General features: G+C 72.7%; 13 protein-coding genes. 10 read left to right on the forward strand and 3 right to left on the reverse strand.

Going from position 1 to position 15,921, the window contains the following annotated elements; translation table 11 throughout:
- Positions 1-249 precede the first annotated feature (249 nt).
- Positions 250-834, forward strand: coding sequence for an LmbU family transcriptional regulator (locus IE263_RS40285; protein WP_229911421.1), 585 nt, complete (start codon positions 250-252; stop codon positions 832-834).
- A 282-nt stretch (positions 835-1,116) separates the two neighbouring features.
- On the opposite strand, the gene IE263_RS40290 is transcribed toward IE263_RS40285, so the two are convergent.
- Positions 1,117-1,761 (reverse strand): FMN-binding negative transcriptional regulator, encoded by a 645-nt coding sequence (locus tag IE263_RS40290; RefSeq protein WP_189943068.1) that lies wholly within the window; start codon positions 1,759-1,761, stop codon positions 1,117-1,119.
- Positions 1,762-2,046: 285 nt separating this feature from the next.
- Here IE263_RS40290 and IE263_RS40295 point away from each other — a divergent pair, with 285 nt between their 5' ends.
- From IE263_RS40295 to IE263_RS40320, 6 genes are all read left to right on the forward strand, one after another.
- A complete protein-coding gene (locus tag IE263_RS40295) occupies positions 2,047-3,432 on the forward strand; it encodes a lysine N(6)-hydroxylase/L-ornithine N(5)-oxygenase family protein (RefSeq protein WP_189943069.1) in 1,386 nt (461 codons plus the stop codon).
- Positions 3,429-4,349, forward strand: a complete 921-nt coding sequence (locus IE263_RS40300; RefSeq protein WP_189943070.1) for an acetylglutamate kinase — start codon at positions 3,429-3,431, stop codon at positions 4,347-4,349. Before IE263_RS40295 ends, IE263_RS40300 begins: the two co-directional genes overlap by 4 nt.
- Positions 4,350-4,553: 204 nt before the next feature.
- Positions 4,554-5,399 (forward strand): DUF4097 family beta strand repeat-containing protein, encoded by an 846-nt coding sequence (locus IE263_RS40305; RefSeq protein ID WP_189943071.1) that lies wholly within the window; start codon positions 4,554-4,556, stop codon positions 5,397-5,399.
- A gap of 61 nt (positions 5,400-5,460) precedes the next feature.
- Positions 5,461-6,462 (forward strand): ATP-binding cassette domain-containing protein, encoded by a 1,002-nt coding sequence (locus IE263_RS40310; protein WP_189943072.1) that lies wholly within the window; start codon positions 5,461-5,463, stop codon positions 6,460-6,462.
- Entirely contained in the window at positions 6,459-7,256 is a 798-nt protein-coding gene (locus IE263_RS40315; protein ID WP_189943073.1) for an ABC transporter permease, read from the forward strand. The genes IE263_RS40310 and IE263_RS40315 overlap by 4 nt, the downstream gene beginning before the upstream one ends.
- 444 nt (positions 7,257-7,700) lie before the next feature.
- Positions 7,701-8,816, forward strand: coding sequence for an IS701 family transposase (locus tag IE263_RS40320; RefSeq protein WP_189943074.1), 1,116 nt, complete (start codon positions 7,701-7,703; stop codon positions 8,814-8,816).
- A 168-nt stretch (positions 8,817-8,984) separates the two neighbouring features.
- On the opposite strand, the gene IE263_RS40325 is transcribed toward IE263_RS40320, so the two are convergent.
- Entirely contained in the window at positions 8,985-9,824 is an 840-nt protein-coding gene (locus tag IE263_RS40325; protein WP_189943075.1) for a DUF4097 family beta strand repeat-containing protein, read from the reverse strand.
- A 101-nt stretch (positions 9,825-9,925) separates the two neighbouring features.
- Positions 9,926-10,459 carry a hypothetical protein gene (locus tag IE263_RS40330; protein WP_189943076.1) on the reverse strand — a complete coding sequence of 178 codons (534 nt, stop codon included), beginning with the start codon at positions 10,457-10,459 and terminating at the stop codon, positions 9,926-9,928.
- A gap of 375 nt (positions 10,460-10,834) precedes the next feature.
- Between IE263_RS40330 and IE263_RS40335 the strand changes: the two genes are divergently transcribed.
- From IE263_RS40335 to IE263_RS40345, 3 genes are all read left to right on the forward strand, one after another.
- Positions 10,835-11,998, forward strand: coding sequence for a pyridoxal phosphate-dependent aminotransferase (locus tag IE263_RS40335; RefSeq protein ID WP_189943077.1), 1,164 nt, complete (start codon positions 10,835-10,837; stop codon positions 11,996-11,998).
- A 6-nt stretch (positions 11,999-12,004) separates the two neighbouring features.
- Positions 12,005-13,192: a cytochrome P450 gene (locus IE263_RS40340; RefSeq protein WP_189943078.1), complete on the forward strand. Its 1,188-nt coding sequence runs from the start codon at positions 12,005-12,007 to the stop codon at positions 13,190-13,192.
- Between the two features lie 111 nt (positions 13,193-13,303).
- On the forward strand, positions 13,304-15,921 hold a 2,618-nt coding region (locus IE263_RS40345), incomplete at its 3' end, for an acyltransferase domain-containing protein (protein WP_308430809.1).

Raw genomic sequence — 15,921 nt, forward strand, 5'->3', positions numbered from 1 at the left:
GCAGCAGATCGCCGTTGGCGCCACGTTTTCCCAGTGCGTGGATCGCGCCTTCGCCCCTTTTCCTCACCGCGGAACCAGCAAGGAGGAGCTGTCGATCATGCACTCTCCCAAAAGCAGCAGAGGAGGCAGCGCGTGAATTCCTCAGGTCATGAGGATTGCACTCTGTTACGGATACGCGGCCAACGTGACGGGTCGACCGGACCCGACCAGCAGGCGGGTCCCGGCGGACACACGGCACTGCGCCGGCAGGTGCTGACCACCAACGTCGGACTGCAGATCCCGGCCGGTCTCAGTTTCGAGGACTGGGAACGGGCCGGACGGCAGCTTTCCGGACTGGTGAATTCCTCTTCGTGGTGGCTGGGCGACTGGCTGGTCTACGGAAAGGACCACTACACCGACCGCTACGAACGCGGTCTCCGTGCGGCGGGACTGCAGTACCAGACCCTGCGGAACTACGCCTGGGTCGCGCGCCGCTTCGACCTGTCGCGCCGGCGGGCCACGCTGAGCTTCCAGCACCACGCGGAGCTGGCCTCGCTGCCGGTCGGCGAGCAGGAGGAGTGGCTCGACCGGGCCGAGCAGATGAAGTGGACCACCAAGCAGTTGCGCACCGCGCTGCGGGTGGCGCACGGCGGCGGGGCCCGCGGCGCGGCTCAGGTGGAGGAGAAACGGCGCATCGCCGTACCCGGCAGCCGCGTCCAGTGGTGGCACGCGGCCGCCGAGCGGGCCGGGGTCGAGTTCGAGCAGTGGGTACTCGCGACCCTCGACAACGCCGCCAAGGAGGCCCTGGACGACGCGCGCGACCAGGCCGCCGAACTGAGTGAACTGAGCGCCTGACCTTGGCTGTCGCCCTCCCCGGGCCGCAGCGTGGGACAGCGGGGGCACCGTCGGTCGAAGCGACGGTGCCCCCGCTTGTGCGTCACCGCGCGGAGCGGGTCACCGCGCCGGAGCGGGACGCCGTGCGGGGGGCGCGGCGGTGTGGCGGGACGCGGTGCGCGGGGCACCGTGTCGTGGCGGGATGCCGTGCGTGCGGTGCCGCGCCGGAGCGGGACGATGCCGTGCGGTGCGTCGCGACCGCCGCAGCGGGACGCACCGGCGCCGTGGCGGGACGCGTTCGGTTCAGGTCAGCCGGCCCATCAGCTCCGCCGTCGCCCGGTGCCGGCTGCACGGGCGGCTGTCGAACGAGCGCCGCACCCGTTCCCGGACCTCCGGCTGCTGCTCCTGGCTGAGCTTGAACATGCCGTCCGCCCCGGTCACCGTGAACCGGAAGGCACCCACACCCGGCACGATCCGGCGGAAATAGTCGAGCGACTCCGTCATGTCCCAGTCGGCGCCGAATTCCTCCTCGAATGTGCGCACGGTGGCCTGCACCACCTCCAATGTCTCCTCGATGCCCTCAATTTTCCGCAGCTCACCGCGCACATGCACGGATGTGAAATTCCAGGTGGGTGCGGCCGGCGTCTTCTCGTACACCTTCGGGGATATGTAGGCATGCGGTCCCGTGAAGGCCAGAAGGGCTGTTTCCGCCGGATTGAGTGCGGCCCAGTGCGGGTTCTTCCGGTTCATGTGACCCAGCAGCGTGATACCCGTCAAGCCGCGGTGCCATTCCGTGACCGCGGCCGGGTCGGGAATCACTGGGAGATGGGTGGCGAACGGACCGCCCTGGGCGCTCCCATTGGTCACCAGGAGGGCCAGTGGATTTCCACGGACGAGGTCGGCCATCCATGAGGGGTCCGGCTCTCGGTACTGTCTGGGAACGAACATCTGGATCCACCCTCCGTTGATCTTCCGCAGGCATTCGGCGGCGGGCCGCAGACGCTATCAGCAGCGGCCGCGCGACCGGGGAATTCGGGTGCCGCGGCGCTTGCCGTCCTGTCGACAGGACAGCCCGTGCGCCGTCCGGCGGGCCCTTGAAAAGAGTGTCGGCAGGACCGTAGGTTGACGCCACGCCAGACCTCAGTGAATACCTGAGAGCGTCCTTCCGGTTGCCGCGATTGACCTGTCGAAGATGCGGAAGTCCCTGTCGCACCCACGCCAGCGGGAGAATACATGGGTAATTGCGGTCACGAGTCGCACGGCGATGGAATATACGACGTCGTGGGAATCGGGTTCGGCCCGTCCAACCTGTCGCTCGCCATCGCCCTGGAAGAATGCCAGGCCGGCGATCCGGCACGCTCGCTCTCCGTCGCGTTCTTCGAGCGTCAGCCCGAGTTCGGCTGGCACCGCAACATGCTGCTGCCGGACACGACGATGCAGATCTCGTTCCTCAAGGACCTGGCGACGTTCCGCAACCCGGTCTCGCGGTACAGCTTCGTGGCGTACCTGCACGAGACCCGCCGGCTCAGCCAGTTCGTGAACAACCAGGACTTCTTCCCGACCCGGCAGGAGTTCCACCAGTACCTGGAGTGGGCGGCGGCGGGCTTCGCCGACCGGGTGTCCTACGGCGCGGAGGTCACCGCCCTGCGGCTGCCGCGGGACGCCGGGCCGGGGCCCGCCCCGTACGTGGAGCTGGAGGTCCGCTGCGTCGGGGCCGCGGCCCCGACCGTCGTGCGGGCGCGGAACGTGGCCGTGTCCACCGGGCTGGTACCGCGGATGCCGGAGGGCGTGGCCCGGGACGAACGGGTGTGGCACAGCTCGGAGTTCCTGGAGCGGTTCGGCCGGCTGAACCCGGACGACCTGAAGAACGTGGCCGTGGTGGGCGCCGGGCAGAGCGCGGCGGAGATCGCCCGGTTCCTGCACGACGCGCTGCCGCACGCGCAGGTGTCGGCGATCGTCCCGTCGTACGGGTACTCGGTCGCGGACGACACCCCCTTCGCCAACCAGGTGTTCGACCCCGGTGCCGTGAACGACTACTACTTCGGGAGCGACCGCACCCGGGAGGCGTTCTGGCGCTATCACCGCAACACCAACTACTCGGTGGTCGACGACGAGGTCATCCGGGATCTGCACCGCCGCTCCTACGACGAGACCGTGCGCAACGCCCGGCGGCTGCACTTCCTGAACCTGACCCGGGTCAACGACGTCCAGCGCCTGGGGAACGTCACCCGCGTGCTCCTGGACTCGCTGCTCGACGGCGTCCCCCGGGAACTGGAGGTGGACGCCCTGGTCTTCGCCACCGGCTACGACGCCATGGAGCCGACGGCGCTGCTCGGCGAACTGGACCGGTACTGCCTGCGGGACGCGTCGGGGCGGCACCGGGTGGCCCGCGAGTACCGGCTCGTGACCACGCCCGACCTGGCCTGCGGCATCTATCTGCAGGGCGGCACGGAGCACAGCCACGGACTCACCTCCTCCCTGCTGTCGAACATCGCCGTGCGCAGCGGTGAGATCGCGCAGTCCGTCCTGCGGGCTGACACGCCCGCCCCGTCCGGCGACCCTGGGGCGGGCGGGCCGGACACCGCGCATCCCGCCCCGCTGCCCCACGGCTCGCGGTGAACCGGGCACCGGCCGAGGGCGTGCGGTCGTTGGTCGACGCGCTGGCCTGGCTGGCACCCCGGCGCGGACGGACGGTCGTGGTCGCGGTGACCGGGCGGGCCCTGGACGACACGGCGCTGGGTGCGTCGTTCGCCGATGACGTCGCCTTCCTGTGGTGCGCCGGGCTGCGGCTCGTGGTCGTGCACGGGGACGGGCCGCACCTCGGCGCGGAGCTGGAACGCCGTGGGCTGGACGGAGAGCACCTCGGCGCGGAACCCCGATCCCGGGGCCCGGCGGGCGAGTCGGCCGCCGCCGCGGCACAGGGCCGGGCAGCGGCGGACGTCGTCCGGATGGTGCTCGCGGGCCGGGTGCAGCGCGACCTGGTGGGTCTGATCAACCGGCACGGACCGCTCGCCTTCGGGCTGACCGGTGAGGACGGGACCGTCCTCACCGCGGTGCGGGACACGGCGGCGCCGGGCAGCACACCGGGCGGCCGTATCACCCGGGTGCGTCCGGGGCTCGTCCGCACGCTGCTCGCCGACGGCCGGGTGCCGGTCGTCTCGCCGATCGCGTACGCGGCCGAGGGCGGACCGGGGCACCGGGTCGACGCCGGTGCCGCGGCCGGTGCGCTGGCCGGTGCGCTGGGTGCGGACGCGCTGGTGCTGCTCACCGACGGCCTCGAGGGCGCACCGGCGGGCCGGCTGACCGCCCGCCAGGGAGAGAAGCTGCTGCCCGACCTGTCCGGCGCGGCGGCCGCCGCGCTGGCCTGCTGCCTGGCCGCGGTGCGTGCGGGGGCGGGGGCCGCGCATCTGGTCCACGCGTGGGCAGCGCACGCGCTGCTGACGGAGATCGCCACGGAACACGGCACAGGGACGGTGGTGCTCCCGGACGCCGATGACGCCGCCGGACAGCGCTCCGGCGCCCACTGCCACCATTAGGCGCCACGACCGGTTGCATGTGGCGCCTTAATGGTGCCATGCTTGAGCCAACGGGATCTCGCCCCCGCCGGAATGTGGCGCAGCGTCGTTGTGCGCGTCGGCGGTGCGGCCGGATCACTGGGCGCGGCCGCTCCTCGGCTCGCTCACGACCACCTCCCGGCGTCCCGGCGAGGTCACGCCACCGACCGAAACGGATCCTCAGCCATGCCTTCCTTCGTCACGCCCGGGCCCATCCGCGTCTCCCTCAAGCTCAGCCAGGGCACTGTACGGATCACCGCCAACACCAGTGCCGAGACCTTCGTCGAGGTGACCCCGACCAAGGCCGGCAGCGACGCGGACCGCAAGGCCGCCGAGCAGACCCGCGTCGAGTTCTCCGACGGCGAGCTGCTGATCCGGAGCGCCAGGCAGCGCAGTGTCTTCGGCGGCTCCGGCTCGGTGGAGGTGACGGTGGCGCTGCCCGCCGGCTCCCGGGTCTCCGGGGACTGCGAGATGGTCGCGCTCCAGGCCAAGGGCGGCTTGGACAGCTGCGAGTTCACCACCGAGTACGGCGAGGTGCGGCTGGAGCGGGCCGGGCGCGTGCAGCTCGACAGCGGCCTGGGCGACATCGAGGTGGACGACATCACGGGTGGCGCCAGCGTGCGCGCCGGATCTGGCGCCATCCGCCTGGGCACCGTCGCCGGACCGCTCACGGTCAACAGCTCCAACGGCGCCATCCGCGTCCAGGAGGTGACCGGCCCGCTGACCGCGGCCTCCGCCAACGGCCACGTCGCCGTCGACGTCGCCCACACCGATGTCACCGCCCGGGTCAGCAAGGGCGACATCCGCGTCGGCGAGGCGGTGCGCGGCCGGATGGAGCTGATCACCTCCGCCGGCGAGATCGAGGTCGGCGTCCGCCGCCCGGCCACCGCCTGGCTCGACGTCCGCACCCGGGACAAGACCGGGACGGTGCACAACTCCCTCGGCGACGCGGAGACCTTCGACCGCTCCGGGGCCGACCTGGAGGTGCACGCCCTCACCAGCAGCGGCGACGTCCTGGTGCACCACGCGTAGCCCCGTGCCGCCGCACACCGACCCGCCAACGCCGGCACCTGCCGAGGAAAGGAAAGGCGTGATGAACACCTCCGCCGGAGCGACGACCGACGGGATCGTCGCCGTCGGCCTGCGCAAGTCGTACGGGGACAAGACCGTCCTCGACGGCGTGGATCTGCACATCCCCCAGGGGACGGTCTTCTCCCTGCTCGGGCCGAACGGCGCGGGCAAGACCACCACCGTGCAGATCCTGTCGACCCTGATCCCCGCCGACGGCGGCGAGGCCAGGGTGGCCGGCCACCTGGTGGACCGGGAGGCCGACGCGGTGCGCTCCGCGATCGGCGTGACGGGTCAGTTCTCGGCCGTGGACAACCTGCTCACAGCGGCGGAGAACATGATGCTCGTCGCCGACCTGCTGCATCTGCCCAAGGACGAGGGCCGGCGCCGCACCGCCGACCTGCTCGCCCGCTTCGACCTCACGGACGTCGCCGACAAGCCGGCCTCCACCTTCTCCGGCGGTATGCGGCGCAAGCTGGACCTGGCGATGACGCTGGTGGGCCGGCCGAGCGTCATCTTCCTCGACGAGCCGACGACGGGCCTGGACCCGGCCAGCCGCCGCAACCTGTGGGACATCATCCAGGACCTGGTCTCCGACGGCGTGACGATCTTCCTGACCACGCAGTACCTGGAGGAGGCCGACCACCTCGCCGACCGGATCGCGCTGCTGGACGGCGGGCGGATCGTGGCCGAGGGCACCCCGGACGAGCTCAAGCGCCGCATCCCCGGCGGGCACATCCGGCTCCGCTTCGCCGACCAGTACCGCTTCGAGAACGCCTCTCGCGTCCTCGCCGAGGCGGTCCGCGACGAGGAGTCGCTCATCCTCCAGATCGCCAGTGACGGCAGCATCCCCGCCCTGCGCGGTCTCCTCGGCCGCTTGGAGGACGCGGGCATCGACGCCGAGGAACTCACCGTCCACACCCCCGACCTCGACGATGTCTTCCTCGCCCTCACCGGCCGCCGCAAGGCAGGCCCGGCGGATGAGGCCGCGCACAGCAAGAAGGCCGCGAAGGAGTTCACGCGATGAGCACGTCCACCTACGCCGTGCGCGACGGCATGACCATGCTGCGCCGCAACCTCAAGCGGATGCAGCGCTACCCGGCGATGACGGTCTCCGTGGTCGCCATGCCCATCCTGATGCTGCTGCTGTTCGTGTACGTCTTCGGCGACGCCCTCGGCAACGGCATCGGCCTGGACACCGCGTCGGGCGCCCGCAAGGAGTACACCAACTACGTCGCGCCCGGCATCATCCTGATGGCGGCCACCTCCTGCGCGGTCGCCACCTCCGTGGCGGTGTGCATGGACATGACCGAGGGCATCATCAACCGCTTCCGCACGATGCCCATCGCCCGCTCCTCGGTGCTGGTCGGCCATGTGATCGGCAGTGTGATCCAGGCCATGATCAGCCTGGTGCTGGTGATCGGCATCGCCCTCGCGGTCGGCTTCCGCCCGAACGCCTCCCTGGTGGAGTGGCTGGCGGCCGCGGGACTGCTCGCCCTGCTGTCCTTCGCGCTGACCTGGATCTCCGCCGCCATCGGCCTCGGCTCCCAGACGGTGGAGGCCGCGAGCAACACCCCGATGCCGCTGACCTTCCTGCCCTTCCTGGGCAGCGCGGTGGTCACGCCGGACTCGATGCCGACGGTGCTGCGCTGGTTCGCCGAGTACCAGCCCTTCACCCCGATCAACGAGACGCTGCGCGGGCTGCTGCTCGGCACCGAGATCGGCAACGACGCCTGGACCGCCCTGGCGTGGTGCGTGGGCCTGGCCCTCCTCGGCTTCCTGTGGGCCCGCTCCCTGTACTCCCGCACGGCCAAGCACTGACGGCCGCACGGGGAAATCGCGGGCACGGGCCGGTGATTCAGGGGACCCCCGCTCCTGGAATCACCGGTTCCGTGCCCGCTCCCTTTCGTCCGCTCTCTTTCGTCCGCTCTCTTTCGTCCGCTCTCTTTCGTCCGTTCTCTTTCGTCCGCTCTCTTTGTCCGCACGGTCGCGGATGCGCATTCACGCGCATTCACCAGGTCACGAACTCGCGAATTCACAGGACATACTTCAGCCCAAGCCGATTCGTTCAAGGACGCGCGGAGTGCACGGCACCACCGCCCTCGTGGCCGCATCTGGTTCTCGACGCCGCACGAACCTAGTCTTGGCAGCTGAAACAGGCTCCGTTCAGGAAGGTCTGGGATGGAATGGAGTGTGGCCACCGGCGCGTCGATATCCGACACGCCACCGGGAGCCAGAGAAAAGTCAACCCCCTTTAACGCGTCCTTGACGGACTTCACCGAGACCCTGTTCGAAAGCCTGCGGCGAGCCGATCAGCGGCGCTGTGCGCGCACCTACCTGGAGGCGCTGCTCCGCACCCCCGGCAAGAAGTCCGTCCGCCGGCTGGCCGGTTCCGTCCCCTCCCCCACCCCCGCCCACTCGCTGCGCCAGTTCGTCAACCTCAGCCCGTGGGACTGGGATCCGGTCATGGAACGGCTCACCCGCTGGGCGACCGGGCACGGCACCGTCCGCTGTCTGGCGGTGGCCCGCGCGGTGCTGCCCAAGCGCGGCGAATGGTCCGTCGGAGTGCACGGCTGGTTCGCCCCCTCTCTCGGCCGCACCCTCAACTGCCAGCTGGGCCTCGGAGCCTTCCTCTGCTTCGACGGGGTGCAGACGCCGGTCGACTGGCGTCTGGTACTGCCCGAGTTCTGGCTCGGCGAGGAGCGGCTGCGCCGCCGCGCGCGCATCCCCGACGCCGTACGGCATCTGCCGCCGTGGGCGCTCGCGTTGGACCTGGTGGACACGCTGACGGCCCGCGGCGCCGTGGGGGCCGTGCCCGTCGTGGCCGACCTGAGCGACGACTCCGAGGTCGGGCATCTGCTGGCAGCGCTGTTCCGGCGCCGGCGAGACTTCGTCATCGCCGTACCGCACCACTTCAAGGTGCTGCGCGCCGACGTGGCCGCGCCGCGCGCGATCGGCGCCGGCACCCTCGCGTACGCGCCCGGCGCCGCGGAGACCGTACTGGTCACCGGCCCGGACGGGCGCCAGTGCATCACCCGGGTCCAGGACACGACCGTACGGCTGCCCCGGGTGCCGGAGCAGGGGAGCGGCCCCGAGTACGTGTGCCGGCTCTTCGCCGAGGTGTGTCCGGACCGGTGGCCGGGGCTGGTGTGGATCAGCAACCGCACCGACCTGAGCATCGACGACCTGGCCTCGCTGGCCGCGGTGCAGTCGGCCGCGGCGGCCTCGGTCACCGCCATGGGCGAGCTCGGGCTGCACGACTTCGAGGGCCGGTCCTTCCCCGGCTGGTACCACCACATGACCCTGGTGTCCGCGGCGTACGCCTACCAGCGCCTCACGCACGCGGTCACCGCCCCGCACGACGCACCGGACCGCCCCTGACCATGCGCCGGCCCCCTCCTCCGTACGCACACCTGCCCGCGGAGGACGGGGCGGACGCATGAGGTCCGGGGGCAGGGCACCGGTGCGCCACGCGACACGGCGCACCCGCGCGCCATCCGGCGCGGAACGCCCCCGGCGGCCGCCGGGGCGGTGCAACCGGCCGACCGGTCACACGCGGCGGATCACGATGTCCCCGCGGGCGGTGCTCGCGCGTACCTCGACCTGTTCGGTGGCCTCGCCCGGGCCTTCGGTCGGGGTCATGAAGTTGTGCACGTCGCCCGCCTTGGTGCGGACGTCGAGCAGGGCGGCGGTGCCGGCACGGATGCCGATCGCCAGCTGCCCGCTGGTGGTGCCGAGCACCACCGAGCCGCGGACGACCTCGCCGACCCGGACGTCGCCGTTGGCGGTGCGCGCCTCCACGGAGGCGTGTGCCGTGCCGATGGAGATGTCGCCGTTGGCGGCCCGCACCCGCAGGTCCCCGGTGACCTCGCGGACCCAGCTGTCGCCGTTGGAGTTCTTGATCACGGCGGTGCCCTCGACCAGGCCGACGCGGACGGCGCCGGAGCCGGTGGTGACCTCGACCTGGCCCGTGGCCAGGTCCGCCGAGACGTCGCCCTGCGAGGTGGCCGCGATCAGCGGACCGGTCTCCTGCACCCGCAGGTCGCCCGTGGACGTCCGCAGCTGGCAGTCGCCGAGCCGGCCGGCGCAGCGGAACGCGGCCGAGTGGGCGACGGCGCGCACCTGGGAGCCCGACGGCAGGCCGATCGACACGTCGATGGACCCGGCGCGGCCGAACAGGGAGCGCTGCCGCGGCCCGCGGACCACCAGCCGGCCGTCCGCGTACTCGACGCGGGTGTTCTCCGCCGCCTTGGTGTCGGCGTCGCTGTCCGGGTCGGTCGGGCGCACCTCGACGACGGTGTCGACGCGGTCGCCGGCATCGAGACGTACATCACCGACCGCCAGGTCGATGGAGGCCGAGATGGCCTCCGGTGTCTCGAAGACAGGCATGGACGTCCTCTTTCTGGACTCTTCGACAGGCAGCGGCCGGGCGCCGGGCCGACCGGGTGCGGTGGCGCCCTCCGCAGGCATCGGGGGTGGCCCGGCAGGCCTCAGGTGACCCAGCCGCTGAACTGGGAGCCACCGCGGGAGGCGCGCCGCTCCACCCCGCGGTCCGGATCGTCGTCCTGGAGGACCGCCGAGAGTGTGCGCACCAGCCAGGCGTTGACCGACAGGCCCTCGCGGCCCGCGGCCTCCTCGATGCGGGCCTTGAGCTGTTCCGGCGGCCGGAAGTTGATGCGCGCCGTGGAGCCCTCGTCGCCCGTCGGCACGTGGGCGGACAGGCGCGGCGCCTCGGCGGGGCGGGGGGCGGCGTCGGCGGACGTGTCGTCGAAGGCACCGTCGGCGGGTGGCGTCACGACGAAGGTCGGGTCGAGACCGCGCAGCCGGACCTCGACCGATCCGGGCGCCAGTTCGCGGGTGATCTCGTCGGCGGCGGCCGACAGCGCGTCGAGCAGGACGAGACGCGCGGCGGAGGACAGCGGCACGACCAGGCGCTCGGCGAGTTCTCGTGCGGCCTCGTCTCCCACCTCGGCCGCGACCAGGAACTCCTGCCGCAGGGCGTCGGTGTACCGCATCAGGTCCATGGCGCCATGATCGCACCATTGCGGCGCCATACGCAAACGAGCCGCCGGGCGCCGCCGTGTCCCGTCAACAGGACGGCGTACGCTCCCGGCGGGCCGCACCCGCGGGAGCGGGGATTACGGCGGTGCCGTGGATCGTCTTCTCCCGTGTTCACCCGTTCCGGGGCGGCCGGTATATTCACCAGCGGCCAGAAAGCAGAAACAGGAAATCCAGGGCGCCGCACGGGAATTGCCGACGCGCCTGTCCTGGGGTGTCGCCGGCCTTTTACTGCGCGGACCGAAGCGGACCGAAAAGGTAATTGCTTCCGCTGCTGACCCGGCTCCCGCTCGGAACGTTTTCCAGGCACACCGAAGAATCCAGCAGCAGGAGGATCGGACATGACACATTCCCCCGCTCCACGGCCGCTCTTCTCCTCGCGGACAGCGCAGCTGCCGAGCAGCGGTCTGGCCGAGGTGTTCGTGCTGGCGGCCCGGCCGGACGCGGTCGACCTGGCGATCGGCACGCCGGGCTCCCCCGAGACCTCCGCGGACCTGCTGGAGGAGGCGGCGCGTGCGCTGCGGTCGGGGCGCAACCAGTACGAGCACCCCTCGGGCAACCTGGAGCTGCGCCGGCGCATCGCCGAGATGCTGAGCGCGGACACCGACCCGGTGACGGAGCTGACGGTCACCGCGGGGGCGACCGAGGCGCTGTACGTGGCGCTGCTGTCCACCGTCGACCCGGGCGACGAGGTGATCCTCTTCGACCCGGGCTTCGACCAGTTCGCGGGCACGGTGGCCCTGGTGGGTGCGCGTCCCCGGTACGTGCCGCTGCACGCGCCGGAGTGGCGCCACGACCCCGCCGAGCTGGCCGCCGCCTTCGGTCCGCGCACCCGGGCCATCGTGCTGAACACGCCCGCCAATCCCACCGGCCGGGTGCTGACCCGTCAGGAGCTGGCGGAGATCGGCGAGCTGTGTGAGCGCTGGAACGTCACCGCGATCAGTGACGAGGTCTACGGCGCGTTCGTCTTCGACGGGCACCGGCATGTCTCCGTCGCGGACGTGCCCGGGCTGGCCGAGCGCTCCGTGGTGGTGGGGTCGCTGTCGAAGAGCCACGCGGTCAGCGGCTGGCGGGTGGGGTTCCTGCGGGCGGACCGGGCGCGCACCGAGGTGTTCCAGCGTGTGCACCAGCTGACCACACTCGGCACGTCGGCCCCGTTACAGGTGGCCGCGGGGCAGGCGCTGGGCTCGGTGGACCTGGCGGACGCGGCGGCGGAGATGGCCGTACGGCGTGATCTGGCCCAGCGGATCTTCTCGCGGCTGGGGATGAAGTTCGCCCCCGCCGAAGGGGGTTGTTATCTGTTCGCGGACATCGGGCCGCTCGTCGAGGAGGGGCAGGGCAGTGCGGCGTACGTCCGCTCCCTGTTCGACGCCACCCGGGTGCTGCTCGCCCCCGGCACCGCCTTCTTCGCGGAGCCCGGGCGGGGCGAGCGGTATGTCCGCGTGGCGTTCAACAAGCCACTCGAGACCCTGCGCGCCGCCGAGCGCCGACTGCTCGACGTCTGAGCCGCCATGACGACACAGGGCGCACACACCGACGATGCCACCGGCGGCGGGCCGGGCCCCCTTCCGGAGTTCCTGCGGCGGCCGGACGGCGAGAACGTCGTCTCCGTCATCACGCCGGCCGGTGACCGGATGTGGCTGGTGTGCGACTACGCACTGGGCCGCCAGGTCCTCGCCGACCGGCGGTTCAGCCGGGCGGAGGCGAGCCGGCCGCACGCCCCGCGGATCATCGACGCGCAGCCGGCGCCGGACTCCATCGCGAGCCTGGACGGCGCCGAGCACAGCCGGCTGCGCCGGATCGTGGCCGGCGCGTTCAGCACCGGCCGGGTCGCGGCGATGGCCCCGGCGATCGAACGCCTGGCCGACCGCCACCTGGACGCGCTGGCGGCGGCCGGGCCCGGCTCGGACCTGGTCGAGGGGCTGGCCGCACCGCTGCCGCTGAGCGTGCTGTGCTCGCTGCTGGGTGTGCCGGAGGAGGACAGCAGCCGGTTCCGCACCTGGGTCGAGGTGCTGTTCGACATCTCCGCGAGCAGCCCCCGGGACAAGGCGCGGCGCCGGATGGAACTCGCGCACTACATGGCCGACCTGATCGAGCACAAGCGTGCCCACCCGGACGACGCCCTGCTGACCTCCATGATCGCGGCGCACGACCGTGGTGAGCTGTCCATGGGCGAGCTGCTCACCCTGGGCCTGGCCCTGCTGATGGCGGGCTACGAGACGACGGTCGGGCAGATCGGCCTGTCGGTGCTGCATCTGCTGACCGACCCGGCCGCCCGCGAAGACCTGCGCCGACGGCCGGAGTTGCTGACGCCGACCGTCGAGGAGCTGCTGCGGCTGACGCCGTCGACACCGGTGAGCTTCTCGCGGGTCGCCGTGGAGCCCGTCCGGCTGGGCGGGGTGACCGTACGGCCCGGCGAGGCGGTCCTGGTGTCGCTGCTGCACGGCAACCGGGACGAGGCGGCGTTCACCGAGCCGGACCGGCTGGTGCCCGAGGGGCGGGAGGCCGTCCATCTGACGTTCGGGCACGGCGTGCACCGCTGTGTCGGCGCGCCGCTGGCCCGTCTTCAGCTGCGCATCGTGCTGGAGCGGCTGCTGCGCAGGTTCCCCACGCTGCGGCTGGCGTCCGGTCCCGACGCGGTGGAGTGGAAGGGCGGGCTGGGCACGCGCGGGCTGGCCCGGCTGTCGGTGGAGTGGTGACCGTCCGGCCCCCGGCCCCGCCGACCGCCCGCGCGCGCCGGCACCGGCCGTGCCCGCCGCCCGTACGGCGTCCCTGAGCTGAACCCGAGCCGAAGTGGAGTGAGGAACCGCGTGTCTGTTGAGAACGGCTTCAGCGACGCCGTACCCGCATCGGAGCCCGGCGCCGACGGAACGGCGCCGCGGCGGCGGCCGGCCCGGGAAGCGAGCGCACCGGACCTCGCCCTCCCCTGGGTACTGTCGGCTCCCACTCGTGCCGCCCTTCAGTCCCGAGGGCGTCGGCTGTCGGACCACCTGGGCGGCGTGGCGGACGAGGAGACGGCCGCGCTCGGCCTGTCCCTGGCCGTGTCCCCCGCGTCCGGGAGCGAGCGCTGTGTCGTCGTGGCCGACGGCCGGGCGGAGCTCGCCGAGGAGCTGACCGCGCTCGCGGAGGGCCGGCGCGGCAGGCGCCGGGTCGACGGCACCGCCGTGCCGCGCGAGCGGGTCGTCTTCGTCTTCCCCGGCCAGGGTTCGCAGTGGGCCGGCATGGGGGCGAGCCTGATGGACGCCTCCGAGGTGTTCCGGGACGCCGTCGACGCGTGCGGGCGGGCGCTCGCACCGTATGTGGACTGGTCGTTGGAGGACGTGCTGCGGGCGGCGCCCGGCGCACCCGGCCTGGACCGCGACGACGTGGTGCAGCCCGCGCTGTTCGCGATGATGGTGGGGCTCGCCGAGCTGTGGCGGTCGTACGGTGTACGGCCCGCCGCGGTGGTCGGGCACAGCAACGGCGAGATCGCCGCGGCGGTCGTGGCCGGTGGGCTGTCGCTCGACGACGGGGCCCGTGCGGTGGCGCTGTGGAGCAGGGCGCAGGCGCGGCTGGCCGGGCGCGGCGCGATGATCTCCGTACCGCTGTCCGCCGACGGCGTCGAGCCGCTGCTGGCGCGGTGGCCCGGGCGGCTGGCGCTGGCGGCGGTCAACGGGCCGCGGTCGGTGGTGCTCTCCGGCGACCGGGACGTCGTCGACGGTCTGCTGGCCGAGTTCGCGGCGGACGGGGTACGGGCCCGGCGCATCCCCGTGGACGTGGCGGCCCACTCCCCGCACATCGAGCAGCTGCGCGAGGAGCTGCTGACGAGCCTGGCTCCGCTGCGGCCGCGCACGGGCACGGTGCCGTTCCACTCGACGGTGACGCACGGGCCGTTCGACACCCAGGGCCTGGACGCGGAGTACTGGTACCGCAATCTGCGCGGCACCGTGGGCTTCGCGCCGGTGGTCGGGCAGCTCGCCGACCACGACGCGTTCATCGAGATCAGTCCGCACCCGGTGCTCACGCTGGCGCTGGGGCAGACGCTCGACGCGGTCGACTCGGCGGCGGTCGCGGTGGGTTCGCTGCGCCGGGACGAGGACGGCCGGAGCCGCTTCCTGACCTCCCTGGCCGAGCTGTCCACGGCCGGCGTGCCCGTGGACTGGCGGCCCGCCTTCCCCCCGGACACCCCCGTGCCCGCCCTGCCTGTGGAGCTGACCGGAGACGACGCCGAGGCGGCGGCCGCCCCGTCCGGCGACCGCGCGCACGCGGAGGCCGCCGCGGACCTGCTGGACCTCGTCCTGTCCGAACTGGCCCTGGCGCTGGGCCGCCCGCAGGGCGAGATCGACCCTGCGGGCGCCTTCTGGGACCTGGGCATCGACTCGGCGACGGCCGTGGAGCTGCGCGGCCGGCTGGCCGCCGCGACCGGCCGGCGACTGCCGGCCACGCTGCTGTTCGACCACCCCTCACCGCAGCGCCTGGTGGCCCATCTGACGGCCCCGGAGAGCGGCTCGGCCCGGGAGGCGGTCCGGCGTCGGCCCGCCGCGCCGGACGAGCCGCTCGCGATCGTGTCCATGGCGTGCCGGTTCCCGGGCGGGGTGGCGACGCCCGAGGACCTGTGGCAGCTGCTGATGGAGGGGCGGGACGCCGTGTCGGCGTTCCCCGACAACCGCGGCTGGTCGCTCGACGAGCTCGCCGACGGCGGTCCGGGGGCCGCGTTCCCGCGCGTGGGCGGGTTCCTGCACGACGCCGACCGGTTCGACGCGGAGTTCTTCGGCATCAGCCCGCGCGAGGCGGCGGCGATGGACCCGCAGCAGCGGCTGGTGCTGGAGACGGTGTGGGAGGCGCTGGAGCGGGCCGGCATCGACCCCGCCTCGCTGCGCGGCAGCGGCACCGGCATGTATCTGGGGGCGATGGCGCAGGAGTACGGCCCCCGGCTGCACGAGGCGGACGAGGCGGCGGGCGGCTACCTGCTCACCGGCACGTACGCGTGCGTGGCCTCCGGCCGCGCCTCGTACACCCTCGGCCTGGAAGGCCCGGCGATCACGGTGGACACCGGGTGCTCCTCGTCACTGGTCGCCCTGCACCTGGCCGCGCAGGCGCTGCGCGCGGGTGAGTGCGATCTCGCGCTGGCGGGCGGTGTCACGGTGATGGCGACACCGGGCCTGTTCGTGGAGTTCGCCCGGCAGCGGGGGCTGGCCGCGGACGGCCGCTGCAAGGCCTTCTCGGATTCCGCGGACGGCACCGGCTGGGGTGAGGGCGTCGGGATCCTGCTGGTGGAGCGGTTGTCGGACGCGCGGCGCAACGGCCATCCCGTCCTCGCCCTCCTGCGCGGCAGTGCCGTCAACCAGGACGGCGCGAGCAACGGACTCGCCGCCCCCAACGGCCCCGCCCAGGAACGCGTCATCCACGACGCCCTCACCAACGCCCACCTCACCCCCGCCGACATCGA

Origin of the sequence: Streptomyces aurantiogriseus, from assembly GCF_014649375.1 — a bacterium.
GTDB classification, from domain to species: Bacteria; Actinomycetota; Actinomycetes; order Streptomycetales; family Streptomycetaceae; genus Streptomyces; species Streptomyces aurantiogriseus.

Bases quoted from the DNA above. Each gene is read 5' to 3' on its own strand.
- IE263_RS40290 (WP_189943068.1), bottom strand. From the start codon at position 1,761: ATGTTCGTTCCCAGACAGTACCGAGAGCCGGACCCCTCATGGATGGCC.
- IE263_RS40295 (WP_189943069.1), top strand. From the start codon at position 2,047: ATGGGTAATTGCGGTCACGAGTCGCACGGCGATGGAATATACGACGTC.
- IE263_RS40305 (WP_189943071.1), top strand. From the start codon at position 4,554: ATGCCTTCCTTCGTCACGCCCGGGCCCATCCGCGTCTCCCTCAAGCTC.
- IE263_RS40310 (WP_189943072.1), top strand. From the start codon at position 5,461: ATGAACACCTCCGCCGGAGCGACGACCGACGGGATCGTCGCCGTCGGC.
- IE263_RS40315 (WP_189943073.1), top strand. From the start codon at position 6,459: ATGAGCACGTCCACCTACGCCGTGCGCGACGGCATGACCATGCTGCGC.
- IE263_RS40325 (WP_189943075.1), bottom strand. From the start codon at position 9,824: ATGCCTGTCTTCGAGACACCGGAGGCCATCTCGGCCTCCATCGACCTG.
- IE263_RS40330 (WP_189943076.1), bottom strand. From the start codon at position 10,459: ATGGACCTGATGCGGTACACCGACGCCCTGCGGCAGGAGTTCCTGGTC.
- IE263_RS40335 (WP_189943077.1), top strand. From the start codon at position 10,835: ATGACACATTCCCCCGCTCCACGGCCGCTCTTCTCCTCGCGGACAGCG.
- IE263_RS40340 (WP_189943078.1), top strand. From the start codon at position 12,005: ATGACGACACAGGGCGCACACACCGACGATGCCACCGGCGGCGGGCCG.